Annotated in this window: 24 protein-coding genes; 5 read left to right on the forward strand and 19 right to left on the reverse strand. The window is 38.6% G+C overall.

All coding sequences use genetic code 11. The annotated features are described in order from the left end of the window. Positions 1 to 18 precede the first annotated feature (18 nt). The 17 genes from ftsW to ybeY all read right to left on the reverse strand — a co-directional run bounded on the left by ftsW (position 19) and on the right by ybeY (position 16,036). A complete protein-coding gene (gene ftsW, locus HMPREF1481_RS04875; protein ID WP_016465935.1) occupies positions 19 to 1,230 on the reverse strand; it encodes a cell division peptidoglycan polymerase FtsW in 1,212 nt (403 codons plus the stop codon). 212 nt (positions 1,231 to 1,442) lie between these two features. Further along, on the reverse strand, positions 1,443 to 2,432 hold the full coding sequence (prsA, locus tag HMPREF1481_RS04880) for a peptidylprolyl isomerase PrsA (protein WP_016465936.1): 990 nt from the start codon (positions 2,430 to 2,432) through the stop codon (positions 1,443 to 1,445). Between the two features lie 74 nt (positions 2,433 to 2,506). After that, positions 2,507 to 3,220: an O-methyltransferase gene (locus HMPREF1481_RS04885; RefSeq protein WP_016465937.1), complete on the reverse strand. Its 714-nt coding sequence runs from the start codon at positions 3,218 to 3,220 to the stop codon at positions 2,507 to 2,509. Position 3,221: 1 nt separating this feature from the next. Beyond that, on the reverse strand, positions 3,222 to 5,024 hold the full coding sequence (gene pepF / locus HMPREF1481_RS04890; RefSeq protein ID WP_016465938.1) for an oligoendopeptidase F: 1,803 nt from the start codon (positions 5,022 to 5,024) through the stop codon (positions 3,222 to 3,224). Between the two features lie 18 nt (positions 5,025 to 5,042). Beyond that, on the reverse strand, positions 5,043 to 5,999 hold the full coding sequence (locus tag HMPREF1481_RS04895; RefSeq protein WP_016465939.1) for a competence protein CoiA: 957 nt from the start codon (positions 5,997 to 5,999) through the stop codon (positions 5,043 to 5,045). Positions 6,000 to 6,080: 81 nt separating this feature from the next. Continuing rightward, entirely contained in the window at positions 6,081 to 7,229 is a 1,149-nt protein-coding gene (locus tag HMPREF1481_RS04900) for a Card1-like endonuclease domain-containing protein (RefSeq protein ID WP_025173270.1), read from the reverse strand. A gap of 187 nt (positions 7,230 to 7,416) precedes the next feature. Beyond that, positions 7,417 to 8,277: an SAM-dependent methyltransferase TehB gene (gene tehB, locus HMPREF1481_RS04905; RefSeq protein WP_016465941.1), complete on the reverse strand. Its 861-nt coding sequence runs from the start codon at positions 8,275 to 8,277 to the stop codon at positions 7,417 to 7,419. 14 nt (positions 8,278 to 8,291) lie between these two features. Beyond that, a complete protein-coding gene (gene smpB / locus HMPREF1481_RS04910) occupies positions 8,292 to 8,759 on the reverse strand; it encodes an SsrA-binding protein SmpB (RefSeq protein ID WP_006150623.1) in 468 nt (155 codons plus the stop codon). Further along, positions 8,722 to 11,064 carry a ribonuclease R gene (gene rnr / locus HMPREF1481_RS04915; protein ID WP_016465942.1) on the reverse strand — a complete coding sequence of 781 codons (2,343 nt, stop codon included), beginning with the start codon at positions 11,062 to 11,064 and terminating at the stop codon, positions 8,722 to 8,724. Before rnr ends, smpB begins: the two co-directional genes overlap by 38 nt. A 95-nt stretch (positions 11,065 to 11,159) precedes the next feature. Continuing rightward, entirely contained in the window at positions 11,160 to 11,393 is a 234-nt protein-coding gene (gene secG, locus HMPREF1481_RS04920; protein WP_016465943.1) for a preprotein translocase subunit SecG, read from the reverse strand. Positions 11,394 to 11,432: 39 nt separating this feature from the next. Continuing rightward, positions 11,433 to 11,582, reverse strand: a complete 150-nt coding sequence (gene rpmG / locus HMPREF1481_RS10645; RefSeq protein WP_001809104.1) for a 50S ribosomal protein L33 — start codon at positions 11,580 to 11,582, stop codon at positions 11,433 to 11,435. Further along, entirely contained in the window at positions 11,582 to 12,781 is a 1,200-nt protein-coding gene (locus HMPREF1481_RS04925; RefSeq protein WP_016465944.1) for a multidrug efflux MFS transporter, read from the reverse strand. Before HMPREF1481_RS04925 ends, rpmG begins: the two co-directional genes overlap by 1 nt. Then, complete coding sequence (coaE, locus tag HMPREF1481_RS04930; protein ID WP_016465945.1) at positions 12,768 to 13,373, reverse strand: dephospho-CoA kinase; 606 nt, start codon at positions 13,371 to 13,373, stop codon at positions 12,768 to 12,770. Before coaE ends, HMPREF1481_RS04925 begins: the two co-directional genes overlap by 14 nt. Then, on the reverse strand, positions 13,373 to 14,197 hold the full coding sequence (mutM, locus tag HMPREF1481_RS04935; RefSeq protein ID WP_016465946.1) for a DNA-formamidopyrimidine glycosylase: 825 nt from the start codon (positions 14,195 to 14,197) through the stop codon (positions 13,373 to 13,375). The genes coaE and mutM overlap by 1 nt, the downstream gene beginning before the upstream one ends. A 48-nt stretch (positions 14,198 to 14,245) precedes the next feature. Next, entirely contained in the window at positions 14,246 to 15,145 is a 900-nt protein-coding gene (era, locus tag HMPREF1481_RS04940; protein WP_016465947.1) for a GTPase Era, read from the reverse strand. A gap of 17 nt (positions 15,146 to 15,162) precedes the next feature. Then, positions 15,163 to 15,558 (reverse strand): diacylglycerol kinase family protein, encoded by a 396-nt coding sequence (locus HMPREF1481_RS04945; protein WP_016465948.1) that lies wholly within the window; start codon positions 15,556 to 15,558, stop codon positions 15,163 to 15,165. Beyond that, positions 15,539 to 16,036: an rRNA maturation RNase YbeY gene (ybeY, locus tag HMPREF1481_RS04950; protein WP_016465949.1), complete on the reverse strand. Its 498-nt coding sequence runs from the start codon at positions 16,034 to 16,036 to the stop codon at positions 15,539 to 15,541. The genes HMPREF1481_RS04945 and ybeY overlap by 20 nt, the downstream gene beginning before the upstream one ends. Before the next feature lie 104 nt (positions 16,037 to 16,140). Between ybeY and HMPREF1481_RS04955 the strand changes: the two genes are divergently transcribed. Both HMPREF1481_RS04955 and HMPREF1481_RS04960 read left to right on the forward strand, forming a co-directional pair. After that, positions 16,141 to 17,793: an Rqc2 family fibronectin-binding protein gene (locus HMPREF1481_RS04955; RefSeq protein WP_016465950.1), complete on the forward strand. Its 1,653-nt coding sequence runs from the start codon at positions 16,141 to 16,143 to the stop codon at positions 17,791 to 17,793. Between the two features lie 56 nt (positions 17,794 to 17,849). Next, entirely contained in the window at positions 17,850 to 18,710 is an 861-nt protein-coding gene (locus HMPREF1481_RS04960; protein ID WP_016465951.1) for a YitT family protein, read from the forward strand. A gap of 58 nt (positions 18,711 to 18,768) precedes the next feature. On the opposite strand, the gene nox is transcribed toward HMPREF1481_RS04960, so the two are convergent. After that, positions 18,769 to 20,148, reverse strand: a complete 1,380-nt coding sequence (gene nox, locus HMPREF1481_RS04965) for a H2O-forming NADH oxidase (RefSeq protein ID WP_004252642.1) — start codon at positions 20,146 to 20,148, stop codon at positions 18,769 to 18,771. Positions 20,149 to 20,466: 318 nt separating this feature from the next. Between nox and HMPREF1481_RS04970 the strand changes: the two genes are divergently transcribed. From HMPREF1481_RS04970 to HMPREF1481_RS04980, 3 genes are read left to right on the forward strand one after another with little or no spacing between them, the layout of a single operon-like run. Further along, complete coding sequence (locus tag HMPREF1481_RS04970; protein WP_025173271.1) at positions 20,467 to 21,390, forward strand: FAD:protein FMN transferase; 924 nt, start codon at positions 20,467 to 20,469, stop codon at positions 21,388 to 21,390. Positions 21,391 to 21,420: 30 nt separating this feature from the next. Further along, positions 21,421 to 22,026, forward strand: coding sequence for an NADPH-dependent FMN reductase (locus HMPREF1481_RS04975; RefSeq protein ID WP_016465953.1), 606 nt, complete (start codon positions 21,421 to 21,423; stop codon positions 22,024 to 22,026). Between the two features lie 17 nt (positions 22,027 to 22,043). Beyond that, entirely contained in the window at positions 22,044 to 23,288 is a 1,245-nt protein-coding gene (locus HMPREF1481_RS04980) for an NAD(P)H-dependent oxidoreductase (protein WP_016465954.1), read from the forward strand. Between the two features lie 84 nt (positions 23,289 to 23,372). Here the strand turns inward: HMPREF1481_RS04980 and HMPREF1481_RS04985 are convergent, their stop codons facing one another. Further along, entirely contained in the window at positions 23,373 to 23,630 is a 258-nt protein-coding gene (locus tag HMPREF1481_RS04985) for a DUF896 family protein (protein ID WP_016465955.1), read from the reverse strand. Positions 23,631 to 23,648: the final 18 nt, after the last annotated feature.

Raw genomic sequence — 23,648 nt, forward strand, 5'->3', positions numbered from 1 at the left:
TCTCCTTGTCACATTTTCTTAGAGTTGTGCTTCATATTCGCTGTATAGTTTTGCACGTTTTTCACTAGCATCGATATTTAACACAAAGGCGATAGCTACTGATAGAACCAGGAGACTATTCCCCCCTTGTGAAAGGAATGGGAAGGTTACACCTGTTGAAGGAATCAATCCTGAAATCCCTCCGATATTAACAAATACCTGAATTAAAATCATTCCACCAATACCGATTGCTACCATAGAGTTGAACGGATCTTTTGCTCGTACCCCCACTAAAATAATACGAAGAATTAGGAAGAATAATAGAGCTAAGATAAGACTGGCACCAACAAATCCAAACTCTTCAATCACAATAGAGAAAACGAAGTCCGTGTGTGCCTCAGGTAGATAGCCTCGTTTTTCGATAGAGTTTCCTAATCCCAGTCCAAACCATCCTCCATTTACCATAGCATAGTATGAATTTGCCAACTGGTGTCCTGCACCAGCGACATCATCAAAGGGATTAAAGAAAGCACTGAATCGTTTAGCTACGTATCCAAATACTGGAATCTTAGAAAACTTATCAACACCAACAAGCTTAATGGTTGTTAGAGAAACAAAGGATAAACTGGTCAATACTCCAAGAATAGTTGCAAACCATCGGTGAGCTATCCCACTAATTGAGTACATCAACAATGCTACCAAAAAGAGAATTGTAGCATTTCCAAGGTCAGGGAAAATAGCCAAACTACCAATCATGACTAGAAGTACAAATCGCCAATCGTTAAATGCTCTAGGAAACCATTGATTTTGAGTCAATACTTGGAAATCATAAACGGCAATTTCTTCTTGTTGTTTTGAAAAACGTTGAGCCAAGTACCAAATGATGATAATTTTCAAGTATTCCGCAGGTTGAACAGTAATAGGTCCTACTTTGATCCAACCGTATGCACCATTGATGGGAATCCCAATCAAACGAGCTAAAGCTAGTAACACTAACTCAGCAAACATAACAATAAATAACAAACGTTCGTTTCGAAGAAAACCAAGTTTCAGCTTATAGATTACTGCAATAAGCAACAAACTAACAATCCAAAACAAGCCCTGATTTCGAACCAATTGAAAGGCGCTCTTACCCTCCTGAATCAAGGATGCACTCGTTGTCGAATATACCACTATCAATCCCAGAACGGATAAGAGAATATAGGGCACTAAAATAGAGTAATTCAACAGGTGCCTTTTACTAATTTTCATATTTCACCATCTACTAAATTTTTAATTTTCTATTAATTCTAGTTTTACATGCTATTATACCACTTTTTAGACTAGAAAAAAACTCTTATCCGTTAAAGCCTAGAATTTAAGCTTTTAGAATTCACAAACATTTATTTATATTTTGGGCTTTTAGCTAAGAAAACTCCAAAAAAACTCTACCTTTCAAGAGTAGAAAGATAGAGTTTTCATCTTTAGTTTGAAGATGTTGTTGTCGTTTCAGTTGCAGTTGTGGTCGTTTCAGTTGCTGCTGATGTAGTTGTCGTTTGAGTTGTTGTATCACTTTGGATGTACTGAGTAAAGATATTTTGGAAGGCTTGGTCTTTAACCTTGATATTTGCCGCCTGCAACTCTTTACTAATTACACCTTGAACAAAAGTAGCATCATTTTGTTTTTGAGTCAGGATAACTGTCTTCAATTTTTCTTTATAATCTTCCCAGTTAGAAGATTTTTCTGTTTTCTTGATCAATTTCACAATATAGAAACTGTTTGAATAAGCTTGTGTACCCGGAGCTGTGATCACATCTGAGATTCCATCAACATTAAGGGCAAAGGCTGCTTTTTTAACAACATCTGGCAATTCTGTTGATGCAGAGTCGAAGGTGATTTCACCACCATTTGCTTTTGCCTTTTCGTCAGTTGAATTATCCTTAGCCAATTGTGCAAAGTCTGCTCCAGATTCTTGTGCTTTCGCAAGTACTTCCTTAGCCTTATCTTCACTGTCAAGTTTAATCACTTGAGCTGTAACTTCTGGTGTGTACTCATCGTAAGCTTTTTTGTAGTTCTCATCTGTCAATTCAGCTTCTGCAGCTTTTTTAACAGCATACTCAACCAATTTACTTGTACGAATTTGAGCCTTACGACTTTCAGCTGTCATACCAGCACGAGAAAGAACGATTTGATAGCTATCACCATATCTTTTTTGCTCTTCTGCTACCGCATCTTCTACTTCTTTATCACTTACTTCAGATCCATATTGTTTTTCAAAAACTTTTTGGATTGTCATATTGAGCAAGATTTGTTGAGCAGTTGGGTTGTTTTTCACTTCTTCATAAAATTGGTGCTCAGTGATGACATCACCCTTCATACTGATGAGGTCAGCTCCTTGAGAGCTATTTGAACAAGCAGCCAATGTAGCTACTGATAACAAAGTGATGGCACCAGCCAATAATTTTTTCTTCATGTTTACTCCTTTTTATACACTAGATAAATGTTTACCTTATCTATTTTACTAAATTGTCTTAAAAATATCTGAAATTAATCAACATCAGGCAGTACTATTTCTGCTTGATTCTTTCTTAGCATCAAGATTCCATCTCCAAGAGGAACTAGACTAGCTGTTAATCCCGGATTGTTTAGAGTTGCGTCAAATAGTCTTTGCAAACCACGATAAATGGTTCGTTGCCCGCGTCGGACTTCCATAATATCCTTAGCAATGTCTCCACCTTGGAAAATATCATCCAAGACAACTACTCCACCAACCTCAAGGTGTTTTAGGATTTCTGGCAAAAATACGATGTATTTGGATTTTGCAGAATCCATAAAAACAAAATCATAGGTCTCTGTCAATGTTGACAAAACGTCTACCGCATCGCCTTCCAAAAGAGTGATTTGTTGGCGATTATCAAACTTGGCAAAATTTTCCTTGGCAAAACCAATCATTTCAGGATTTCTGTCAATGGTTGTAATTTTAGCCTCTGGGGCATGTTGAGCCATCAAAAGTGCCGAAAAGCCAATTGCCGTTCCAATTTCTAAAATACTTTTTGGTTGAATTGTTTCCATTAGGAAACGGAAATAGGCGACTGTTTCATGAGGAATGATAGGAATATTCTCCTTGCGAGCAAAGTTTTCTAGTTCTTTTAAAGAACCAGTCACCTGCTCTTGTCTGTGGCGCATAAATTCCACAATCTCATCCTTAACAACAGGCCGTCGCATGTTATGGTTAGCATTTTTACTGTATGACTCAACCATTTTATGCTAATCCTAGTTTTTCAACAAGGGCTTCGAACTCATCCAAACGGCGTTCAAAGACTGCAAAGGCATCATTAAGATAGTCTTCTTTTTCCATATCAACACCAGCTTTTCGCATGATATTTAGAGGATAGTCTGACTTCCCAGCCTTGAGGTAATCAATATAACGGTCACGATCATCTTGACTACCGTGAACAATCTTTTCAGCCAAGGCCGAAGCTGCTGCAAAGCCTGTTGAATATTGATATACATAGTAATTATAGTAGAAATGAGGGATACGAGCCCACTCGTACTGAATTTGAGGATTGTCTTCCTTGCTCAAGCCATAATATTCTTGGTTCAAGTCAGCATAGAGATTGTTTAAGAACTCGCTTGTCAAGACTTCACCATTTTGATCGGCTTGGTGAATAGCATGTTCAAATTCAGCAAATTGAGTTTGGCGGAACACTGTTCCACGGAAACCATCCAAGAAGTTGTTGAGAATAGCAAAGCGTGTTGCGTCATCTTGAACTTCTTGCAATAATTTTTCAGTTAAGATATTTTCATTGGTTGTTGAAGCAATTTCTGCCAAGAAGATTGAGTAATCTCCGTATACATAAGGTTGTGTTTCACGCGTGTAGCTAGAATGCATACTATGACCTGTCTCATGTACGAGAGTAAAGAGATTATCGAGATTATCCTGCCAGTTAAGAAGCATGAAGGCGTTAGTATCGTAGGAACCACCAGAGTATGCACCTGAACGCTTGCCTTGATTTTCATACACATCAATCCAACGTTCGCTAAAGGCGCGTTTAACACGACTCAAGTAATCCTCACCAAGAACAGCTAAAGCTTCCTCTGCCTTCTTCAAGGCTTCCTCATAAGTAAAGCTGTATTCTACTGAAGACAATGGTGTATAGACATCGTACATTTTAAGGTCTGGAATACCCAAGATTTTTGAACGAAGTGAGAGATAACGATGCAATAATGGCAAATGCTTACGAACAGCAGATACTAAGTTGTCATAGACACTTTCTGGAACAAAGTTGGCCGCAAGAGCAGCTTCACGCGCACTCTTATAGTTACGAACCTTAGCTCGATAGTTTTGTACTTTGACATTGGTCTGTAGTGTTTTAGCGTAAGTGTGCTGGTATTGCTCATAGGTAGAGTATAGGGCTTCATATGCACCACGACGAACCTCACGGTTCTTAGATTCTACTAAGCGCATATAGACACCGTGTGACAACTGCACTTCATTTCCATCTTCATCTTTAACTAGTGGAAAGACGATATCTGCATTATCTAAGATAGCGAAAGTTTCACTAGCAGCACCAAAGATTTCACCAGCACCTGCTAACAACTCTTCTTCACGTTGTGAAAGGACATGTTCCTTATTTTGCAAGAGTTTATCAAAGAAGTGTTTATAAGGCTGGAGTTTTGGTTCTTCTGCTAAAAAGTTTTGATACTGCTCTTCAGTAATTGCCATAAATTCTGGCTCATAGAAAGAGAATACCTGGTCGAGTTGACTATAAAGAGTCATTGCCTTTGCATAGTATTCTTGATATTTAGCAACTCGTGTATCCTGGTCGTTTTTCATATGAGCGTAGACATAGAGTTTTTCAAGACGACGGCTCAAATCCAAATAACGCTCTGTAATATTTAATAGGCTCTCTGCACTATCCAAAAGATGTCCCTCAAGGCTAGCTGTTTCTTTTGTATCCTCGGTTAATAGAGCTAATTCTTCTTCCCATTTTTGGTCTGTTTCAAAGATCGTTGATAGATCCCATGTATCTTTTTCATTGATTTCATTTCGTTGTAATACCATAAATTTCCTCCATCCTTTCTATTTTACCATATTTTTCGAGAAATAATGCTGATAAAAGGCAGGTGGATAGAGCTTTTGTTGCTGATTTTGTGAATTCAGTTCATAATAAGCCTGAAAGTTGCGGTAGTAATCATATAGATTTTGACTTATCTGACAAAAATGACCATATTCTATCGGCCTTACTTGGGGATACCAGTCTTGAGTCTTCAAATTTAATAGGTTTTCTCCTCTCAAGTAAGCTTGGGCTTGTTGTTTCATCCAATAGGGGTTTTGATAGTAAAGCTGTTTTTGAATGTAATAACAAATATCTCTGTCTTGCTCAACTGAAAAAGAAATCAGGTTTCGTTGTTGATAAGGAGTCCGTAATATTTCTAGAAGATTCCCTTTGCCATAAGAAAATTCCTTGACCTGATAATGAAGTTTTCCTTTCAAATCTTGGTGGAGTAAGTACTTAAGTCTCAAAACTCGTCTTTTATGGTCTAACTCCCAAATATGAAAGCCCATGTTATTACTGAAATAAAGAAAATCTCTCTGAAGTTGAGTTAGTCGCTCTTTTATCCATAGTTTTTCTCCAAGTAACCACAAAACTTGAATACCGAGACTTCGATAACCATTGCTTCTCTCCCTTAAAAGGTCACAAGAAATTGGACTACACTGAACTTCTAGGGCTAGTTGTTTATTGACAAAGATATCAGCAATTTGCTTCAGTTCAGGTATCGGATATTCCATTTCAACCTCATCATTCTTCTTAGCCCAATAAAACAATTGCTCCTTGTTTTCCAGGTGTTCTGGTCCTTCATTTTCATGGAAAAAATCACATTTTTTTAGACTTTCATGAGCAAAATGCGTTCGTACATTTTTCCCTTTTCTCAAGCGAACACGTGCTCCACAAGCTGGGCAATAATAAGTTTGTTTCTTTACTTCATCCCCTAAAGCGCTGATTAAATTCCCATTTTTATCCCTCGCTAGAAACATAGAGACCTCCTTTTCTATTCCATTCGAAAAGAAGAAAAAAAAGGCTGATAGATTCAACCTTTTATACTATATAATTCTCAACTATTTTCTATGATTTTTAATATATTTCTGAACCATAGGGATGAGATTTTGTATTTGATCCTGCTTAATCACAGTTACACCATATTCCTGACAACGATTGCTGTAGACGGGATTAATCCTACCAGAGCAAACAATCATCTTCAAACAATTATCACCTGCAAAATGATTGGCATAAACTTCAAGTTCGTTAATAGCTTCAACAGATAAATCTGTCATTTTACAGGAAATGAATACTACTGAATGACCTTTACGAAAGATAACATCAATCTCATTTTGAACATTGTCCATCTCAGGAAAGATACCATTCCAATCAATCTCAGCGCCAATCAGGCATTCGTCAAAATACTCAGACTCAAGGGCTAGTAAATAGATATAAAGCTCCAAAATATGTCCCTTGGTGCGACATAATAAATGTGCTTCTGAACTGAGAAATGTATAGGCAACCCTATCACTTTTTTCCTCTTCTATTTTTAGTAAATTGGCATCCCTAAATAGAGGAATCAATTTAGCTGGATAGGAGTAGGTTTTTCCGTTACTTTCCAAAACTTTTGCTGTTTCAGAGTGAAAATCGGCTGTTTTTGCTATCGCAAAAAATTGAGTAATCTGATACCATTCTTCTGGATTCTCAATAGCGTACTTGGCCAATTTTTTGATAGCTTCAATTTGCTTAACCGTATGCTGAGGTCGTCTTGATTTCAAAATTTTCCCACCACGTAAGGCTACCAACTGTTCAATGGATAGACTAGGAATGTCTAGGACTTCATCCTCGATTTTAGTCCTCCCTAATGCATACTGTTTTCCTTGTTCTACATCCATAGCAATAATGGGAATACCTTTCTCCAAACCATACTGATATAGAACTATTGCTAATAGATTATCTCCACCAAAAATATCGATGGTCACTGTCTGAAAATCATTGATAAACACGTCTAAATCCTGCCAGACTTTATTTAGCTTAAATTGACGAAAATGTACTTGTTTTAAGTGGGGTACTTGTTCCAATAAAAAATGTTTCAGGGATACTCTTTCTTCTTCAGCAATTTTTTTCAAAGATAAAAATAAAATTTCATCACAATCACTGACAAAAGCTTGGTAGACATTTTTCTCAATGGTATGACGGTCATACAGTTCAATTAAAAGACTAGTCATCCTAAGACCTCCTAGACAAAAAAGTCCGATAGAATAGTGGTCGATTAGAATCATTTTAAAACTATCACGATTCTGTTTCATTTCATCGACTTCTCCTACTTCTAGTATAGCATAAATTGAGAACTTCCTTTCTTATTAGGGTAACAAAAAAGGAAATAGAAAAATCCTTTTCTATTCCCTTAGTCTTTTATTTTACTTTTCTTGCCAACATGGTCGCAAAGCGTAGTTGAATACGATTGCCGTTTTCGTCACGACGATGTAAATGCCCTGGATTTTCATTGTACTTAACCAATTCCCAGTCCTTGTAGTAATTTGCCAACTCACCCTCTTTGAAGGTAAAGGGGAAATTAACAGAACATGGATAATCTTCCGTATCCATGGCACACACAATCAAATTGTAACCTCCAATTGAGGTTTGTTCCTGCATGTTTTGAATAATAGCTGGAATGCGATCTGCTTGTAAAAACATGAGAACAACCGTTGATACGATAAAATCGTAAGTTTGTCCAATGCTAGCTGAATTGATATCGTAGAGACCTACAGGCATTTCTATATCTTCTTGCTCCACAATGCTTTGCAAGATTTCAAGAGATAGCTCATTTTGATCTACAGCTGTGACATCAAATCCATGTTGAGCTAGAAAGAGTGCATTTCTTCCTTGACCACATCCTAGGTCTAGTGCCTTACATGGTTTTACTGTATCCATAGCTTCTAAAACTTCCGAATGGACTGGATTAGTATTGTATTTCTTGGGAAAATAATCCTCTGCTTTACAATAAAATTCCAAGTACCATTCCACATCTTCTGTGGCAGCTTCTACTCTGTGCCAAGCTTGAGGTTGTGCCATAGGATTATCAGCACCTGCTTCAAAAAAGTGCTCGACTAAAACTTCCCCGTCTTCAGTCAACTCAATAAACTTTAGAGTCCCTTTTAATACGGTAATCTTGCCCCAGGTTCCGACCTTAGTATTGTGTTTTCTTTGAACAGCTTCTGGCATGGTGTCTTTATTCCAGACAGGCATGCGTTTGTAGGCAACTAGTTTTTCCATATTCTTCACTCTTTCTATCGGTGGTTAACAGCTTTCATAACACGCGCAATATCACGATTTTGCTCACGTCGTTTGATAGACTCACGTTTATCGTAATCATGCTTCCCTTTTGCAAGTCCTAAAAGAAGCTTGGCATAGCCATCTTTGATATAAACTTTAAGAGGAACCAAGGTCATACCTGTTCCTTTGGTTTCTTGCTCTAATTTCTGGATTTGTTTTTTATGAAGGAGAAGTTTACGACGACGTTCGGGTTCCTGATTCCAGATATTGCCCTCTTCATAAGGAGCGATATGCACATTGCTCAGCCAAACTTCCCCATTTTTCACTTGGGCAAACCCATCTTTCAGATTGATGCGGGCTGCTCGAACACTCTTGATCTCAGTTCCTGTCAGAACCATTCCTGCTTCTAGCGTATCTACGATTGTATAGTCGTGGTGCGCCTTTTTATTTTGCGCGACGACCTTTCCCTCGCCCTTTGCCATGCTTGGCTCCTTTCTTTTCTACTTCTTTGTAAAAAGGTTTCTTGCTCTTTTTCTTCTTGTCTTTTGGAGAATGCTTGCGCTTATCACTTGAGCGACTAGCTTTTCTCTTGTCTTCTTTCTTATCTGAACGACGACTTCTATCCTTACGACCAGAGCCTTTCAAACCTTTCTCAATGACATCAAATTCACTTGGAATAAAGGAGAAATCAATCTCACCAGTCATCTTATCCGCTCTTTCGACACGAATACGTATCTGTTGTCCCACTCGGAAAGTAATTCCTGATTTCTCCCCACGGAGGGTTAAATCGCGTTCATTAAAATGGTAAAACTCAGGAAGATTTGTGATGTGAATCAAGCCTTCAACTGTATTTGGTAATTCAACAAAAAGACCAAATTTAACAATACTTGAAACAACTGCATCATACTCTTCACCAACGTACTCTTCCATGTATTCAGCTTTTTTCATGGCTTCGACTTCACGCTCTGCCTCGATAGCACGGCGCTCACGGTTAGAAGACTGGGTCGCGATCTCTGGAATAACCTGTTCAAAATGCTCGGCTACTTCCTTAGAACGTCCATAGTCTCGAATCATCCGGTGAACCAAGAGGTCAGGATAACGACGAATCGGACTGGTAAAGTGCGTGTAATAGTCCGCAGCTAGACCATAGTGACCGTGATTATGCTCAGAATAACGAGCCTGCTGCATCGAACGCAGAAGCATCATAGACAATACATCCGCATATGGCTCTCCCTCAACAGTACTCATGATGTCTTGAAGAGCTTCCTGACTTATCTCACTGGCAGTCCCATAAATTCGCAAACCAAAGCTCGAAGCATAATCAATAAACTTCTGAACTTTTTCAGCCTTAGGCTCCTCGTGAATCCGATAGATAAAAGGTAGGTCCAGCTTGCTAAAGTGCTCGGCAACCGTTTCGTTGGCAATCAGCATGAAGGACTCAATCATACGTTCAGCAACACCACGATGACGAAGAACAATATCAACTGGCTTGCCTTTTTTATCGACTATAATCTTAGCTTCATTGGTATCAAAATTTAAAGCACCACGCTTAATTCGCATACCTTCCAATGTTTCATGGAGTTTGGCCATAAGTTCGATACTAGGAACAATTTTCTTATAGTCTTGTCTCTTCTCCTCGTCACCAGCTAAAATGTCATTCACATCACTATAGGTCATACGAAAACTTGTCTTGATAACAGTCTGAGTAATCGTATAATTCACAACACGACCCTGCTTATTAATTTCCATAATCGCAGACTGAGTCAAGCGGTCCACTTGAGGGTTAAGAGAACAGATTCCGTTTGAGAGGCGTTCTGGAAGCATTGGAACTACACGGTCTGTCACATAGACAGAGGTCGCACGATTGAGAGCTTCTTTGTCAAGAGCAGAACCCTCTGTCACATAGTAAGAGACATCAGCGATATGAACTCCAAGTTCAAAATTTCCATTTTTCAAGTGCTTTATGTGAACAGCATCATCCAAGTCCTTAGCATCCGCACCATCTATCGTAAATGTAATTTCATCCCTAAGATCTAAGCGACCTTCCATATCTTTCCCTGATGGAGTATCCGGAACACTCTCTGCTTCCTGCAAAACAGCTTCTGGAAACTCTGACACAATATCCATTGATTCCAAGACCTCAAGAACGTCAATCCCTGCATCAGTTGAATGTCCTACCACATCCAGAACACTTGCGACAAAGAAATCATGCTTTTTACTTGGGTACTTTTCAATAAAGACCTTGAGAACTTCTGTACCTTCTAGCTTGAGAGCTGGTTTCTTTACGTAAATTGGTTGGCTAATTTTTTGATTTTTAGAACGGATATAACCAGCATACTTGGGCTTTTCTTCATCAAGAATAATTTGCCCAACCACAGTCGTTAAACTGTGTTCTAGAATATCGATAATCTTTGCTTCTGCAGCAGTTCCTTTTTGACGATCCGCAACCTTCTTAATTACGATTTCAACAGTATCTCCGTCAATAGCATAGTTAACATCATTCTTTCCGACAAAAAGATCGTCTTCTTCTCCCTCTAAGCTAACGAAACCAAATCCATTTTTATGAGCATGAAAAGTTCCTTTTAGTGTAATTTCATGCTTCTTCTTTTGACCTAGACTGAGACTACCATCTTCTTCAAAGCGAATCTGATGTTTTCTTTCCATCAGTGATAAAGTTTTGATGAGCTCACTAAAATCCTTAGAGCTCTCCTTTCCCAGGGCTTGAGCTAGCTCATTTACTGTTGCTTGCCCTTTCTCTTCTATAAATTCCTTTATTTTATCTTTCATGTTTTCTTTCTAGATTTGTAAATTTCTTTTGGTGTAAAACCGTATTTCTCTTTAAAATAAAAATAGGCTAAGACCTAGTCTCGCCCATTATTTTCTTATCTACTTGATAATACCGTCAATGCTAAGGCAATGGCTAGCCAGAAAAAGACTAAGATCGCTGTCAAACGTTGCATTACGGCCTCAAAGCCACGCGCTTTGCTACGTTCAAACAATTCACCTGAACTGGCATCGAACACATTGCTAGATTGGTTTTTAGTCGGTTGCATAAAAATTGCAATCACAATCACAACAGATAATACTAATAGAATAGTTAATAATAGGTTATACATATCAAACTCCTTAAAATCCCTATTATTCTACCATAATTTCTACTTAGATTCAAGATGTAGAGTCACTTTTCTTTCTTTAGGACAATACTTTAAGACTTCAATCTTATCTGGATGTGTTTTAGAGTTTTTACTGGTTAGATAATTGATGCTGCCACAAGAGGAGCATTTTAAATTAATTTTTACGCGCACTAGATTTCCTTCACTTTTAATAATGATTTAAATTGGATAAGGTTAAAAGAGCAACTAAGAGCTACGCAGAGAGCTGTTGCATAAAATACTGAATGGTAACCAAATTGACCTGCTACTGCTGATCCTGCCAAGGGGCCTATCACTCCTCCTAGATAAAAGAAAACTTGATTAAAGGCAAATACTCTTGATATACCAGCTTTGGGAGTTATTTTACTGAGGAGTGCATTGACACCCGGTATCAGAGCGCCTGTACCTAGCCCGAATAGAAAACGATAGAAACCTAATTGGAATGGACTCGTCGCATTTGCACATAATAGATATATGAAAACTGAATATACCTGAGCTACGACAAGTAGTCGATGATTTCCCACTTTATCACCTAGTTTACCCATAACTCCTGCGCTCATCATACTTGAAAATCCCATACTGGATACAATCAAGCCAGAGACGAAGAGAAGATTCTCTTTCTGCCCAAGATCTCGTACATAGAGAGCAAGAATAGGCCCTATCGATTGTGCAGCAAACTGAATTACAAAACTAGTTAGAAATAGATTTATCAAGAGAAAAGGATACTTAACAGATGTAAAAAGCTCTTTGGTCGGGAGTGCTTTTTCTTTCGGCACAGGTTGAAAGTCTTCTTTAATAAAAAGAATGGTTAGGATAGCAGCTAAAAACAAGAAACTGCCTACCAATAAAAAGACATTACGAATTCCAAAAAATTCTGCAATAAGACCACCAACAAATGGACCTGTTAGAGTTCCAGCGACAACGCCAGTTGATAAAGTCCCTAGAGCATATCCTGACCTATCTTTGGGAACTTGACTCGCAATCAAAGCTGTTGCATTTGGTACGAAACCTGTAAAAACGCCATTGAGAAAACGTAGAAACAAGAGCCAGAAAACATTTGGAACAAAAGCCAGTCCTCCCATGGTAATAGTCATGGCTAGTCCCGCACGGATCATCATAGGTTTACGACCATATTTGTCTGCAAAGATACCCCAGATTGGTGATACAAAGGCTGCAGAAATAGCAGAAACAGAAATAGCCAAACCTGAATAAAAAGCAACTTGATCCCCTTCAACTCCTAATTGTTCCACAAAAATAGGCATAAAAGGAACAACAAGAGAAATGCTAGCTCCTGTTAAAAAACAACCAAACCAAGCAATACGAAGATTATCCTTCCAACTAAGTTCTTGCATGGACATCGCCTCCTTCAAGTAAAGTCACTACTTGACTAAGAAGCTGATCACGACTGCCATTATTATCTAAGATATGATTAGCCAATTTTTTCTTATCTTCTAAAGGCCATTGAGAAGCCAACCGAGCTTCAGCCGATTCTTTTGATAGATGATTTCTTTTCATCAAACGTTCTAATTGAACATCAGGTGATACGTAGACCAACCAAGTTTCATCAAACCAATCAGCATAGTCTTGCTCAAACAGTAATGGAATATCCATGAAAAATACATCCTCAGTTTGAGCTAACTTGTCTCTCAAAGCCCTCAATTCGTCACGGATGATTTTGCCTTGAGTTTCTTTAGACCATTCTCTTTCCTCAGAGTTAGAAAAGATAAGACTGGCAAGTAATGGTCGATTCAGTTCCCCGTTTTCAAGAAGAATTTTCGCACCGAAGTGCGCAACTAACATCTGATAAAGTCGACCTCCTGGTTTCTGCAGTTGGTGGACATGGGCATCCGCATCCACTACTTGAAACCCTTTTTGCCTTAGAAATTCTGTAACGGTGGACTTACCGGATGCAATACCACCTGTGATTCCAATTATTCTTCCCATCACTTTCTCCTTTGACATTTGGGACAAAAGTGGGTTCCTCGACCACCAAGCTGAATTTTTTCGATAATAGCCCCACAGCGAGAACAAGCTTGTCCAGTTTTATCATAGACCTGATGAAACTCTTGCATGGTCCCGTCCTCGCCAAAAGCATTGGTGTAGGTACGAATCGTTGAACCACCCTTTTCAACAGCCTCTCCTAAAACCTTAATCGTTTCATCATAGACTTTTCTGGCCTCTTGAGAAGTTAAACTGTTAGAAAGTCTTGAAGGGTGAACCTTAGCTCTCCAGAGTACTTCATCAACATAGATATTTCCTAATCCTGCAACTAAGGTCTGGTCAAGTAAATGAGACTTAATGGGCTTTTTGGATTTCTTCAAGGCTTGTTTAAAGATTTTTAAATCAAAATCTGATTCTCTTGGTTCCGGACCTAATTTCTTAGAGAGAAAATAAGCCTCTAGGAGTTCAGGTGCTAATAGTTCCATGGTCCCAAATTTGCGTACATCCTCATAGACTAGAGTGCCTCCGTCTTCAAAGTGGATAAATACATGAGCATGTTTTCGTGGAGGAATCTCATCAGGATAATAAAAATATTTACCCTCCATTCGCAGATGAGAAATTAAAACCTTATCAGATAAGTGAAAAAGTAGATATTTTCCACGACGGCCCATTGACTCGACAACTTGTCCTGGCAATTCCTTTTGAAATTGTCCAAAATCCGTCTTAATCATCTTGGGATAACTGATATCAACACTTGATATTTTCTTTCCCAGAATCAATTTTTCCAGTCCGCGTCGAACCGTTTCGACCTCTGGTAATTCAGGCATAGCTCCTCCTTCTCTAAAAACAAGAAGCAGGCTACCGCCCACCTCTTCTTAATATTCTTTTTCGTTATAGCCAAAGTCAGCCAAATCTAGCTTTTTATCGCGCCAGTTTTTCTTAACTTTGACCCATGTTTCTAGGAAGACCTTGTCTCCTAGCATGAGTTCGATATCCTTACGCGCAAGGGTACCAATTTTCTTGAGCATAGCACCACCTTTACCGATGACAATTCCTTTTTGACTGTCGCGCTCGACCATAATAGTTGCTCGGATATGAACTTTATCAGTCTCCTCATCTCGTTTCATAGAATCTACCACTACTGCAACTGAGTGTGGAATTTCTTCACGAGTTAAGTGTAACACTTTTTCACGAATCATCTCAGAAACCAAGAAACGTTCTGGGTGATCGGTAATTTGGTCTGCTGGGAAATATTGGAATCCTTCTTCCAAATTTTCACTCAAGATATCAATCAAATGTGAAACATTATTTCCTTGAAGCGCTGAAATCGGCACGATTTCCTTAAAGTCCATTTGACTACGGAAGTCATCGATTTGAGCCAAGAGTTGGTCAGGGTGTACCTTGTCAATCTTATTGACCACAAGAATAACCGGAACCTTAGCAGCCTTGAGACGTTCGATAATCATATCGTCGCCTTTTCCACGTGGTTCATCAGCTGGTACCATGAAAAGAACCGTATCGACTTCACGAAGTGTGCTGTAGGCTGATTCCACCATGAAATCTCCAAGAGCCGTTTTGGGTTTGTGAATCCCTGGTGTATCGATAAAGACAATTTGTTCCTTATCCGTAGTATAAATACCCATGATTTTGTTGCGGGTTGTTTGAGCCTTGTCACTCATAATGGCAATTTTTTGCCCCATGACATGATTCAAAAAAGTTGACTTCCCAACGTTGGGACGTCCTAAAATGGCTACAAAGCCTGATTTAAATGTCATAGTTACCTCTTTAATATTTAAAATAGCAAATCCCAAATCCTAGGGATGAAAATGATAAGTCCAGTCACTGCAGCAAATAAAGACACGACAAGTACCGCACCGGCAGCCATATCCTTAGCCTTCTTTGCCAACATAGAAAAATGATAATGGCTGGCCAAATCAACCACATTTTCAATGGCTGAATTCAAAATCTCAAAAGCAATTACTAGGAAAATACTTAGTAGGAGAAATAGCCATTCAATTTTTGAAACCTGAAAAACAAAGCCTGCAAGAACAACCAAAAGTGATGTTACCGCATGCTTTCTCATATTACGCTCTTCTTGGAAGGCCGTAAAAATACCTGTTAGGGCAAAATCTAAACTTGAGAGCAAATCCCGATTTTTCCATTTTCGTTTATTGTCTTGTGAGTCCATAGGCTATCAAAATTTCTTCTTGTAAACCGAACATCTCCGCTTCTTCTTCCGGAGTGTAGTGATCATAACCGTTAATATGTAAAAATCCATGAACCGCTAGAAAGCCCATTTCACGTTCGAAGCTATGGCCATACTCCTCAGCCTGCTCCTTAGCCTTGTCAATTGAAATAAATAGCTCACCGATATAAGCATCAAATTCTGACATCATTTCTGCTAAATCAGGGTCTTCTGCCAAATCTTCCTCATCAAAAGCAATTTCTATTTCAGGCTTATATTCAAGGCTGATGACATCTGTTGGACGATCAGTATCACGAAACTCTAGATTGAGTTCATGACTGCGTTCATTGGTCACGAAAGTTACTGCCATTTCCTTGTCTTCTTTTCCAATCGTTTTCGCAGCAAATTCCAAAATTTCTTGTGTTTGCTTTAAAATTTCTTTAGAAACCTGACCAGTTTCATCTACCATTTCAATATACATGTGCTTCTCGATTCTCTTTACTTGGCTTTATTATACCATATTTCTATGATTTTATTCTACCTTTTTGATATAATACTATGGAATACATTCACAAGGAGAGAACGATGTCATTTGATGGATTTTTTTTACACCACATGGTTGAGGAATTGCGTACCGAATTACTAAATGGTCGCATTCAAAAGATTAATCAACCCTTTGAACAAGAATTGGTCCTACAAATCCGTAGCAATCGCCAAAGTCATCGTCTGCTCCTGTCTGCTCATCCTGTTTTTGGACGCATCCAGTTGACAGAAACGACCTTTGAAAATCCTGCTCAACCTTCTACTTTTATCATGGTTTTAAGGAAATATTTACAGGGCGCTCTTATCGAGTCTATCGAGCAGATTGAAAATGACCGAATTGTTGAAATTACTGTTTCTAACAAAAATGAGATTGGAGACGATATTCAAGCCACCCTCATCATTGAGATTATGGGTAAACATAGTAATATTCTCCTTGTCGACAAGAGTAATCACAAAATTCTTGAAGTTATTAAACATATCGGCTTTTCACAAAATAGTTACCGAACACTCCTGCCTGGTGCTACCTATATAGCTCCTCCGAGTACAAAGACTCTGAATCCTTTTACCATCAAGGATGAAAAACTCTTTGAAATACTACAAACACAGGAACTGAAGGCCAAAAATCTTCAGACTCTCTTTCAAGGATTAGGTCGTGATACGGCAAACGAATTGGAAACATTATTGGTCAGTGATAAACTCTCCAATTTCCGTAACTTTTTTAAACAAGAAACTAAACCTTGCTTAACGGATAAGTCTTTTTCTTGTGTCCCTTTTTCTAATACCATTGATGATCATTTCTCAAGCCTTTCTCAATTACTGGATACCTTTTACAAAGATAAGGCTGAGCGTGACCGGGTCAAACAACAAGCTAGCGAACTCATTCGTCGTGTCGAAAATGAACTACAAAAGAATCGCCAAAAGCTTAATAAACAAGAAAAAGAACTTCAAGCTACCGAAAACGCTGAAGAATTCAGACAAAAAGGGGAGTTGCTAACAACCTTCCTTCATCAAGTCCCTAATGACAAAGACCAAGTTATCTTAGACAACTACTACACCAATCAGCCCATCACTATCGCACTCGATAAAGCATTGACACCTAATCAGAATGCGCAAAAATACTTCAAACGATATCAGAAGTTAAAAGAGGCTGTTAAATATCTGACAGAGTTGATAGAGGAAACCAAGGCTACTATACTTTATCTGGAAAGCGTAGAGACGGTTCTAAACCAGGCTGGTCTAGATGAAATAGCTGAAATTCGTGAAGAATTAATTCAAACAGGCTTTATCAGAAGACGCCAACGGGAGAAAATCCAGAAGCGTAAAAAACCTGAGAAGTATCTAGCTAGTGATGGTAAAACCATTATCCTCGTTGGGCGAAATAACCTGCAGAACGAAGAATTAACCTTTAAAATAGCACGAAAAGAGGAACTTTGGTTCCATGCTAAAGATATTCCTGGAAGCCACGTTGTCATCTCAGGAAATCTGAATCCTTCTGACGAAGTCAAGACGGATGCTGCAGAACTTGCCGCCTACTTCTCCAAAGGACGCCTTTCAAATCTCGTTCAAGTTGACATGATTGAGGTTAAAAAGCTTAATAAACCAACTGGCGGAAAACCAGGATTCGTGACTTATACAGGTCAAAAGACGCTACGTGTGACACCTGATTCTGAAAAAATTCAATCCATGAAATTATAAAATAAAAATTTGTAGTGAAACTCTTACTACACTTTTATATAAAGGAGGGGAGCTCAATGCTACGGCATATTAAATCAACTGTAACTATTATATTCGGAGCTGCTATCTTCGCCTTCGGACTTACTTATTTTGTTGTTCCACATCACTTGTTCGAAGGTGGAGCAACAGGGATAACCTTGATTACCTTTTACCTCTTTAACATCCCTATCTCGCTGATGAATATCTTGATTAATATCCCTCTCTTCCTACTAGCTTGGAAAATATTTGGACTAAGATCACTATATTCCAGTCTACTTGGAACTATTGCCGTCTCCGTCTGGTTAGCTATCTTTGAGAAGATTCCTCTTCAGTTTAACCTTGAAGGTGATTTGGTTGTGGTTGCTTTAGTAGCTGGTGTCCTCCTAGGTGTTGGGCTCGGTGTTATTTTCAACGCGGGTGGAACAACTGGTGGCACTGATATCGTCGCTCGTATCCTTAACAAATACACCAATATCTCTGTTGGAAAATTGCTTTTTGGACTTGATTTTCTGATTCTAATGTTGATTTTAATCATCTTCCAAGACCTACGTCTTGTAACCTATACTCTCTTATTTGACTTCATCGTTTCAAGAGTTATTGACTTAATCGGTGAGGGTGGATATGCTGGAAAAGGATTTATGATTATCACTCAAAAACCGATGGAATTAGCCGATAAAATTAACGAAGAACTCGGTCGTGGTGTTACCTTTATCTCAGGACAAGGCTACTATAGCCAAAAGGACTTAAAGATTATTTACTGTATTGTCGCAAGAAATGAAATTGTCAAGATGAAAGAAATGATTCATACAGTTGATCCGATGGCCTTTATCACTATCACGGAAGCTCACGAAATCCTTGGAGAAGGGTTTACTTTCCCAGCAAGAGACGAGGTTTCTTAACCTTAAAATAAAAAAGTAACTTCAATAGTTGAAGTTACTTTTTTTGTCATATCATCAATTATTTTTCTGCTGTAAGTGCAGCCATTGTGATGTAGTTGTATGGTTTATTGAAGTGTGGCAAGAAGAATAGGTCTGTCAATGCTAATTTATCAATTGTAACGTGTTCTTGAATAGCAAGTGAGAACATGTGAATTCCCATGCTAATTGCTGAATCACGAGATACCATTTGAGCACCAAGGATTTCACGGCTATCTTTATCAAAGACGATCTTGATAGCTACTTCATAGTTGTCATGTTTCATAAATTCTGGTTTTTGAAGGTCGTTAAATCCAGTTTCAGTTGCATTGTAACCTGCAGCTTTTGCTTTTTCAAGTGTTAAACCAGTTGAAACCATGTGAAGACCATAGATTGAGATACCATTTGATCCTTGAACACCGATTCCTTCAAGCTCATGTCCACAAGCGTTGTAAGCACCAACGATACCAGTACGAACAGCGTTTGATGCAAGTGCGATGTAGCTAGTGTCTTTACGAGCGTTGTCATAAACGGTCGCACAGTCACCAACAGCATATACACCTGGGATAGATGTTTCTTGTTTCTTGTCAACAAGGAAAGCACCGTTACGGAAGAGTTCGATCTTACCATCAGCAAGTGCAGTGTTTGGACGGAAACCGACTGCAAGAACAACCATATCCACATCAAATGTTTCTTTGTCAGTGATCAAGCGTTCAACTTTTCCTTCACCTTCGATAGCTTTAACAGTTTGACCAAGTGCCAAACGGATGTTGTGGTCTTCCAAGTTTTTAGCCATCATTTGTGTGAAGTCTTTGTCATAGTATCCGTTCAATACAGTGTCAACGATATCAACAAGTACAACTTCTTTTCCAAGACGTTCGAAAGCTTCAGCAAGCTCAACACCGATGTAACCACCACCTACAACAGCGATACGCTCAAGGTGTTTGCTCTTGTCAGCAAGTTTGTTGATAACTTCTTCTGCGTTTTGGTACAACTTAACAAATTGAACATTTTCAAGTGTTGCTTTGAATTCGCGGTTGCCCTTAACGATTTCAACACCTTCGATTGGAGGCAAGATTGGAGTTGAACCAGTCGCAAAGATCAATTTGTCATAAGACTCTTTGTGTTCTTGACCTTCAACTTCTGCTGTCACAACTTTATTGTCATAGTCGATTGAAAGAACAGGTGAGTTCATGTAAACTTTAGCACCTTTTGCTTCCAATTTTTCTTTATCAGAGTAGAACAATCCTTCAGCGCCGTCGATTTGTTCACCAATCCAAAGAGCCATTCCACATCCAAGGAATGAAATGTTTGAGTTTTGGTCAAATACAACGATTTCGTTTTCGTTTCCAAAGTTGTCCAACATAGTGTTGATACATGCAGTTCCAGCGTGGTTAGCACCCACGACTACGATTTTACTCATAAGATAAATCCTACCTTTATTTTTTTATTTACCTCTCAAGTATACCATTATCTGTGAACGTTTTCAAGACTTTTGACCCGTTTGATGTTATTTAAGAAAGTTTTTGAAAGATATATCAATTTGTTTTCAAAGACTTCTTATTGATTTGGAGCTGTTTTTAATTTTTTAAGCATATTTCTTGACTTTTTGTAAAAAATGATTTGTGAAAACGCTGACTTTATGATATTCTATTTATATGGAAATAAATTATAAATTTTAAATTTCTTATTAATTCAAGATTTGTAGCTATTTCCCAATGATTCGAAGGGAGTTGATTCTTTGTCTCTTAGTTCATCATCTGAGCGATTAATGGGAACTACGATTACTATTTCCTTAGTACATGAACAAGCGGATAATCTTCTCCGTCAAGCTTTTGATTTGCTAAAGGAACTTGAGTTTCGCTTCAACGCTAACAGTGCTGAATCAGAATTAATGAAAATTAACCATCAGGCAGGTATTGCACCAGTCAAAGTCCATCCTGATTTGTTTGAACTAATTTCATTAGGTCTGGACCACAGTCTAGCACCTGGAAGTCATCTCAATATTAGTATAGGGCCTTTGGTTCAGACCTGGCGTATTGGTTTTTCCGATGCAAAGGTTGCAAGCCCTGAAGAAATCGATTCAGCCTTAGCACTAATAGACCCTCATTTTATTAAACTCGATTCAGTCAATTCTACAGTTTTCCTAGAAAAAAAGGGAATGAAAATTGACTTAGGGTGTTTAGCAAAGGGGTACAGTGCAGATAAGGTTGCAGCTTTCTTAAAAGAAAACGGTGTCACTTCTGCTCTTATCAATCTTGGAGGAAACATCCTCACAATTGGAAACAACCAATCAAAAGATGGACGTCCGTGGCAAATCGGCATTCAAGATCCAAGTAATCCACGTGGTAATCACCTGATGACCTTATCCATTACTGGAAAATCAGTGGTTACATCTGGGATTTATGAACGGCATCTTGAAATCAATGGCAAGGATTATCACCACATTTTCGATAGTGAAACAGGCTATCCTATTGAAACGGATTTAGCTAGTTTAACCATTATATCTGACCGCTCTGTTGACGGTGAGATATGGACCACACGATTATTTGGCGAACGTAGCGCGTCTATTATGTGGCAAGTCGAAAATATTGATGGTATCGAAGCCATCCTCATTGACAAAGATGGACGCTTAGCTTGTTCATCTGGTATCCAAGATAAATAATTAATAATGCAAAAAGAGAAAGGAAAGCCCATGCTTAAACTTATTGCTATTGTAGGAACTAACTCAAAACGTTCCACAAACCGCCAACTGCTTCAATATATGCAGAAACACTTTGCTGATAAAGCAGAAATCGAATTGGTAGAAATTAAAGATCTACCTGTATTTAACAAACCAGCTGACAAACAAATCCCAGCTGAAGCTACGGAAATCGCTGCTAAAATCGAAGTCGCTGATGGAGTTATTATCGGTACTCCAGAATACGACCACTCAATCCCAGCTGTTCTTATGAGCGCTCTTGCTTGGATTTCATATGGTGTATTCCCGCTTTTGAACAAACCTGTCATGATTACAGGTGCTTCATATGGTACACTCGGTTCATCACGTGCTCAATTGCAACTTCGTCAAATTCTTAATGCTCCTGAAATCAAAGCAAACGTTCTCCCAGATGAATTCTTGCTTTCACATTCTCTTCAAGCATTTGATCAAAATGGTGACTTGGTAGATCTTGATGTCATCAAGAAATTGGATGCCATCTTTGATGACTTCCGTATCTTTGTTAAAGTTACTGAGAAATTGCGTAACGCACAAGAGCTTCTTCGCAAAGATGCTGAAGATTTTGATTGGGAAAATTTGTAAGATAGGAGATCGAAAGAATGAAATTTGTTGGACTTGTTGGATCAAACTACGATCAATCATATAACCGCAAACTCTTGGAGTTCATCCGCCGTCAGTTTAAATTTAAATTTGAACTAGAAGTTTTGGAAATCGATGAAGTTCCAATGTTTAACCAAGACGAAAAATGGGACGAGAGCTTCCAGTTGCGCCTTCTTTACAACAAAATTACTCGAGCTGATGGTGTGATTATTGCTACTCCAGAGCACAACCACACTATTTCTGCTTCACTTAAGTCAGTCCTTGAATGGCTTTCATACGAAGTTCATCCATTTGAAAACAAACCAGTTATGATTGTGGGTGCTTCATACTACGATCAGGGAACTTCACGTGCTCAAGTTCACCTTCGTAAAATTCTTGATGCACCAGGAGTAAATGCCTACACATTACCAGGTAATGAGTTCCTTCTTGGAAAAGCCAAAGAAGCTTTTGATGCAAAAGGAAATATTATTAACGAAGGAACTGTTAAATTCCTTGAAACTTGCTTAGATAACTTTGTCAAATACGTAGGAGTCGTTTCTAATTTGAAAAAACCAAAACCAATTGAACCAGAAGACTTGGATTGTGGAAAACCAATTGCCACAACTATTACAGAAGTTGACCCTGATGATCCAGAATGGGTAGAAAAAGTTGCAGAAATCACAGGAGCTGTATCTGGTGATACATACGTTAAACTTGACCATGGTATCTTGACAGTTAATCAAATTGATATGTTCTTGAAAGCTATGCCTTTTGAATTGACATATGCTGATGATAACAACCAATTCCTCTACTACAACAACGCTCATCAAGATCCAGAAACCATGTTTGCGAAACGTGTGCCACCTCAATCAGGTAGCCGTATGTCAACTGTTCACGGATCACTTCCGCCAGCACGTATGAAAAACGTTGAATGGGTGATTGGAACACTTCGTAATGGTAACCAAGAATATGTACGTACAATCGTTCCTGGTTCACCTGCAGGTGTTATCAATACTCACAACTACCAAGCAATGTACTATCCAGATGGATCATATGCTGGTATTAATGAAATCGTCTTTAACTTCCAACCATGGCTTGACTGGTACTTGAAAGAAACTGGTCAACGTTTGGTAGGAGGTAGCGGACCATTTGCTCCTGCTGGAGGTCATGGTGAGGCAGATGCTACTTCTGGTGCATCTGACGCTGGAGGACATGGTGACGGTGGCCACGGAGCTGCTGATGCTACTTCTGGTGCAAGTAACTAAAACCAATATAAAGGGACCATTCTTGGTTCCTTTTTTCAATACAAAAACCTCGGTTAGCTTGCACTAACCGAGGTTTTATTTATTTTATGAATTTGGATCATCAAGACTGCGACCATGCAAACCTTTTTCGCGTTGTACTTGTCGAAGTTTTTCAGGTGTCACGTCATTTCCTTCCTCATCCACGATTTTAATTCCTTCAACGTGGTGACGAACCGCACGACGATAGCCTTCGATATACTCTTCACGAAGTTTGGCTTGTTCTACTTTTTCTTCAGCAGTCAACCCTTCTGTTTTTTTCTTTTTAGCAAGCTCATTAATACGAGCAATTTTTTCTGGTGTCATATTAGGACCTCCAATTAT

This window comes from Streptococcus sp. HPH0090, assembly GCF_000411475.1.
In the GTDB taxonomy this organism is placed as follows: domain Bacteria; phylum Bacillota; class Bacilli; order Lactobacillales; family Streptococcaceae; genus Streptococcus.

Coding starts and splice junctions, on each gene's coding strand:
- ftsW (WP_016465935.1), bottom strand. CDS start 1,230: ATGAAAATTAGTAAAAGGCACCTGTTGAATTACTCTATTTTAGTGCCC.
- prsA (WP_016465936.1), bottom strand. CDS start 2,432: ATGAAGAAAAAATTATTGGCTGGTGCCATCACTTTGTTATCAGTAGCT.
- HMPREF1481_RS04885 (WP_016465937.1), bottom strand. CDS start 3,220: ATGGTTGAGTCATACAGTAAAAATGCTAACCATAACATGCGACGGCCT.
- pepF (WP_016465938.1), bottom strand. CDS start 5,024: ATGGTATTACAACGAAATGAAATCAATGAAAAAGATACATGGGATCTA.
- HMPREF1481_RS04895 (WP_016465939.1), bottom strand. CDS start 5,999: ATGTTTCTAGCGAGGGATAAAAATGGGAATTTAATCAGCGCTTTAGGG.
- HMPREF1481_RS04900 (WP_025173270.1), bottom strand. CDS start 7,229: ATGACTAGTCTTTTAATTGAACTGTATGACCGTCATACCATTGAGAAA.
- tehB (WP_016465941.1), bottom strand. CDS start 8,277: ATGGAAAAACTAGTTGCCTACAAACGCATGCCTGTCTGGAATAAAGAC.
- smpB (WP_006150623.1), bottom strand. CDS start 8,759: ATGGCAAAGGGCGAGGGAAAGGTCGTCGCGCAAAATAAAAAGGCGCAC.
- rnr (WP_016465942.1), bottom strand. CDS start 11,064: ATGAAAGATAAAATAAAGGAATTTATAGAAGAGAAAGGGCAAGCAACA.
- secG (WP_016465943.1), bottom strand. CDS start 11,393: ATGTATAACCTATTATTAACTATTCTATTAGTATTATCTGTTGTGATT.
- HMPREF1481_RS04925 (WP_016465944.1), bottom strand. CDS start 12,781: ATGCAAGAACTTAGTTGGAAGGATAATCTTCGTATTGCTTGGTTTGGT.
- coaE (WP_016465945.1), bottom strand. CDS start 13,373: ATGGGAAGAATAATTGGAATCACAGGTGGTATTGCATCCGGTAAGTCC.
- mutM (WP_016465946.1), bottom strand. CDS start 14,197: ATGCCTGAATTACCAGAGGTCGAAACGGTTCGACGCGGACTGGAAAAA.
- era (WP_016465947.1), bottom strand. CDS start 15,145: ATGACATTTAAATCAGGCTTTGTAGCCATTTTAGGACGTCCCAACGTT.
- HMPREF1481_RS04945 (WP_016465948.1), bottom strand. CDS start 15,558: ATGGACTCACAAGACAATAAACGAAAATGGAAAAATCGGGATTTGCTC.
- ybeY (WP_016465949.1), bottom strand. CDS start 16,036: ATGTATATTGAAATGGTAGATGAAACTGGTCAGGTTTCTAAAGAAATT.
- HMPREF1481_RS04955 (WP_016465950.1), top strand. CDS start 16,141: ATGTCATTTGATGGATTTTTTTTACACCACATGGTTGAGGAATTGCGT.
- HMPREF1481_RS04960 (WP_016465951.1), top strand. CDS start 17,850: ATGCTACGGCATATTAAATCAACTGTAACTATTATATTCGGAGCTGCT.
- nox (WP_004252642.1), bottom strand. CDS start 20,148: ATGAGTAAAATCGTAGTCGTGGGTGCTAACCACGCTGGAACTGCATGT.
- HMPREF1481_RS04975 (WP_016465953.1), top strand. CDS start 21,421: ATGCTTAAACTTATTGCTATTGTAGGAACTAACTCAAAACGTTCCACA.
- HMPREF1481_RS04980 (WP_016465954.1), top strand. CDS start 22,044: ATGAAATTTGTTGGACTTGTTGGATCAAACTACGATCAATCATATAAC.
- HMPREF1481_RS04985 (WP_016465955.1), bottom strand. CDS start 23,630: ATGACACCAGAAAAAATTGCTCGTATTAATGAGCTTGCTAAAAAGAAA.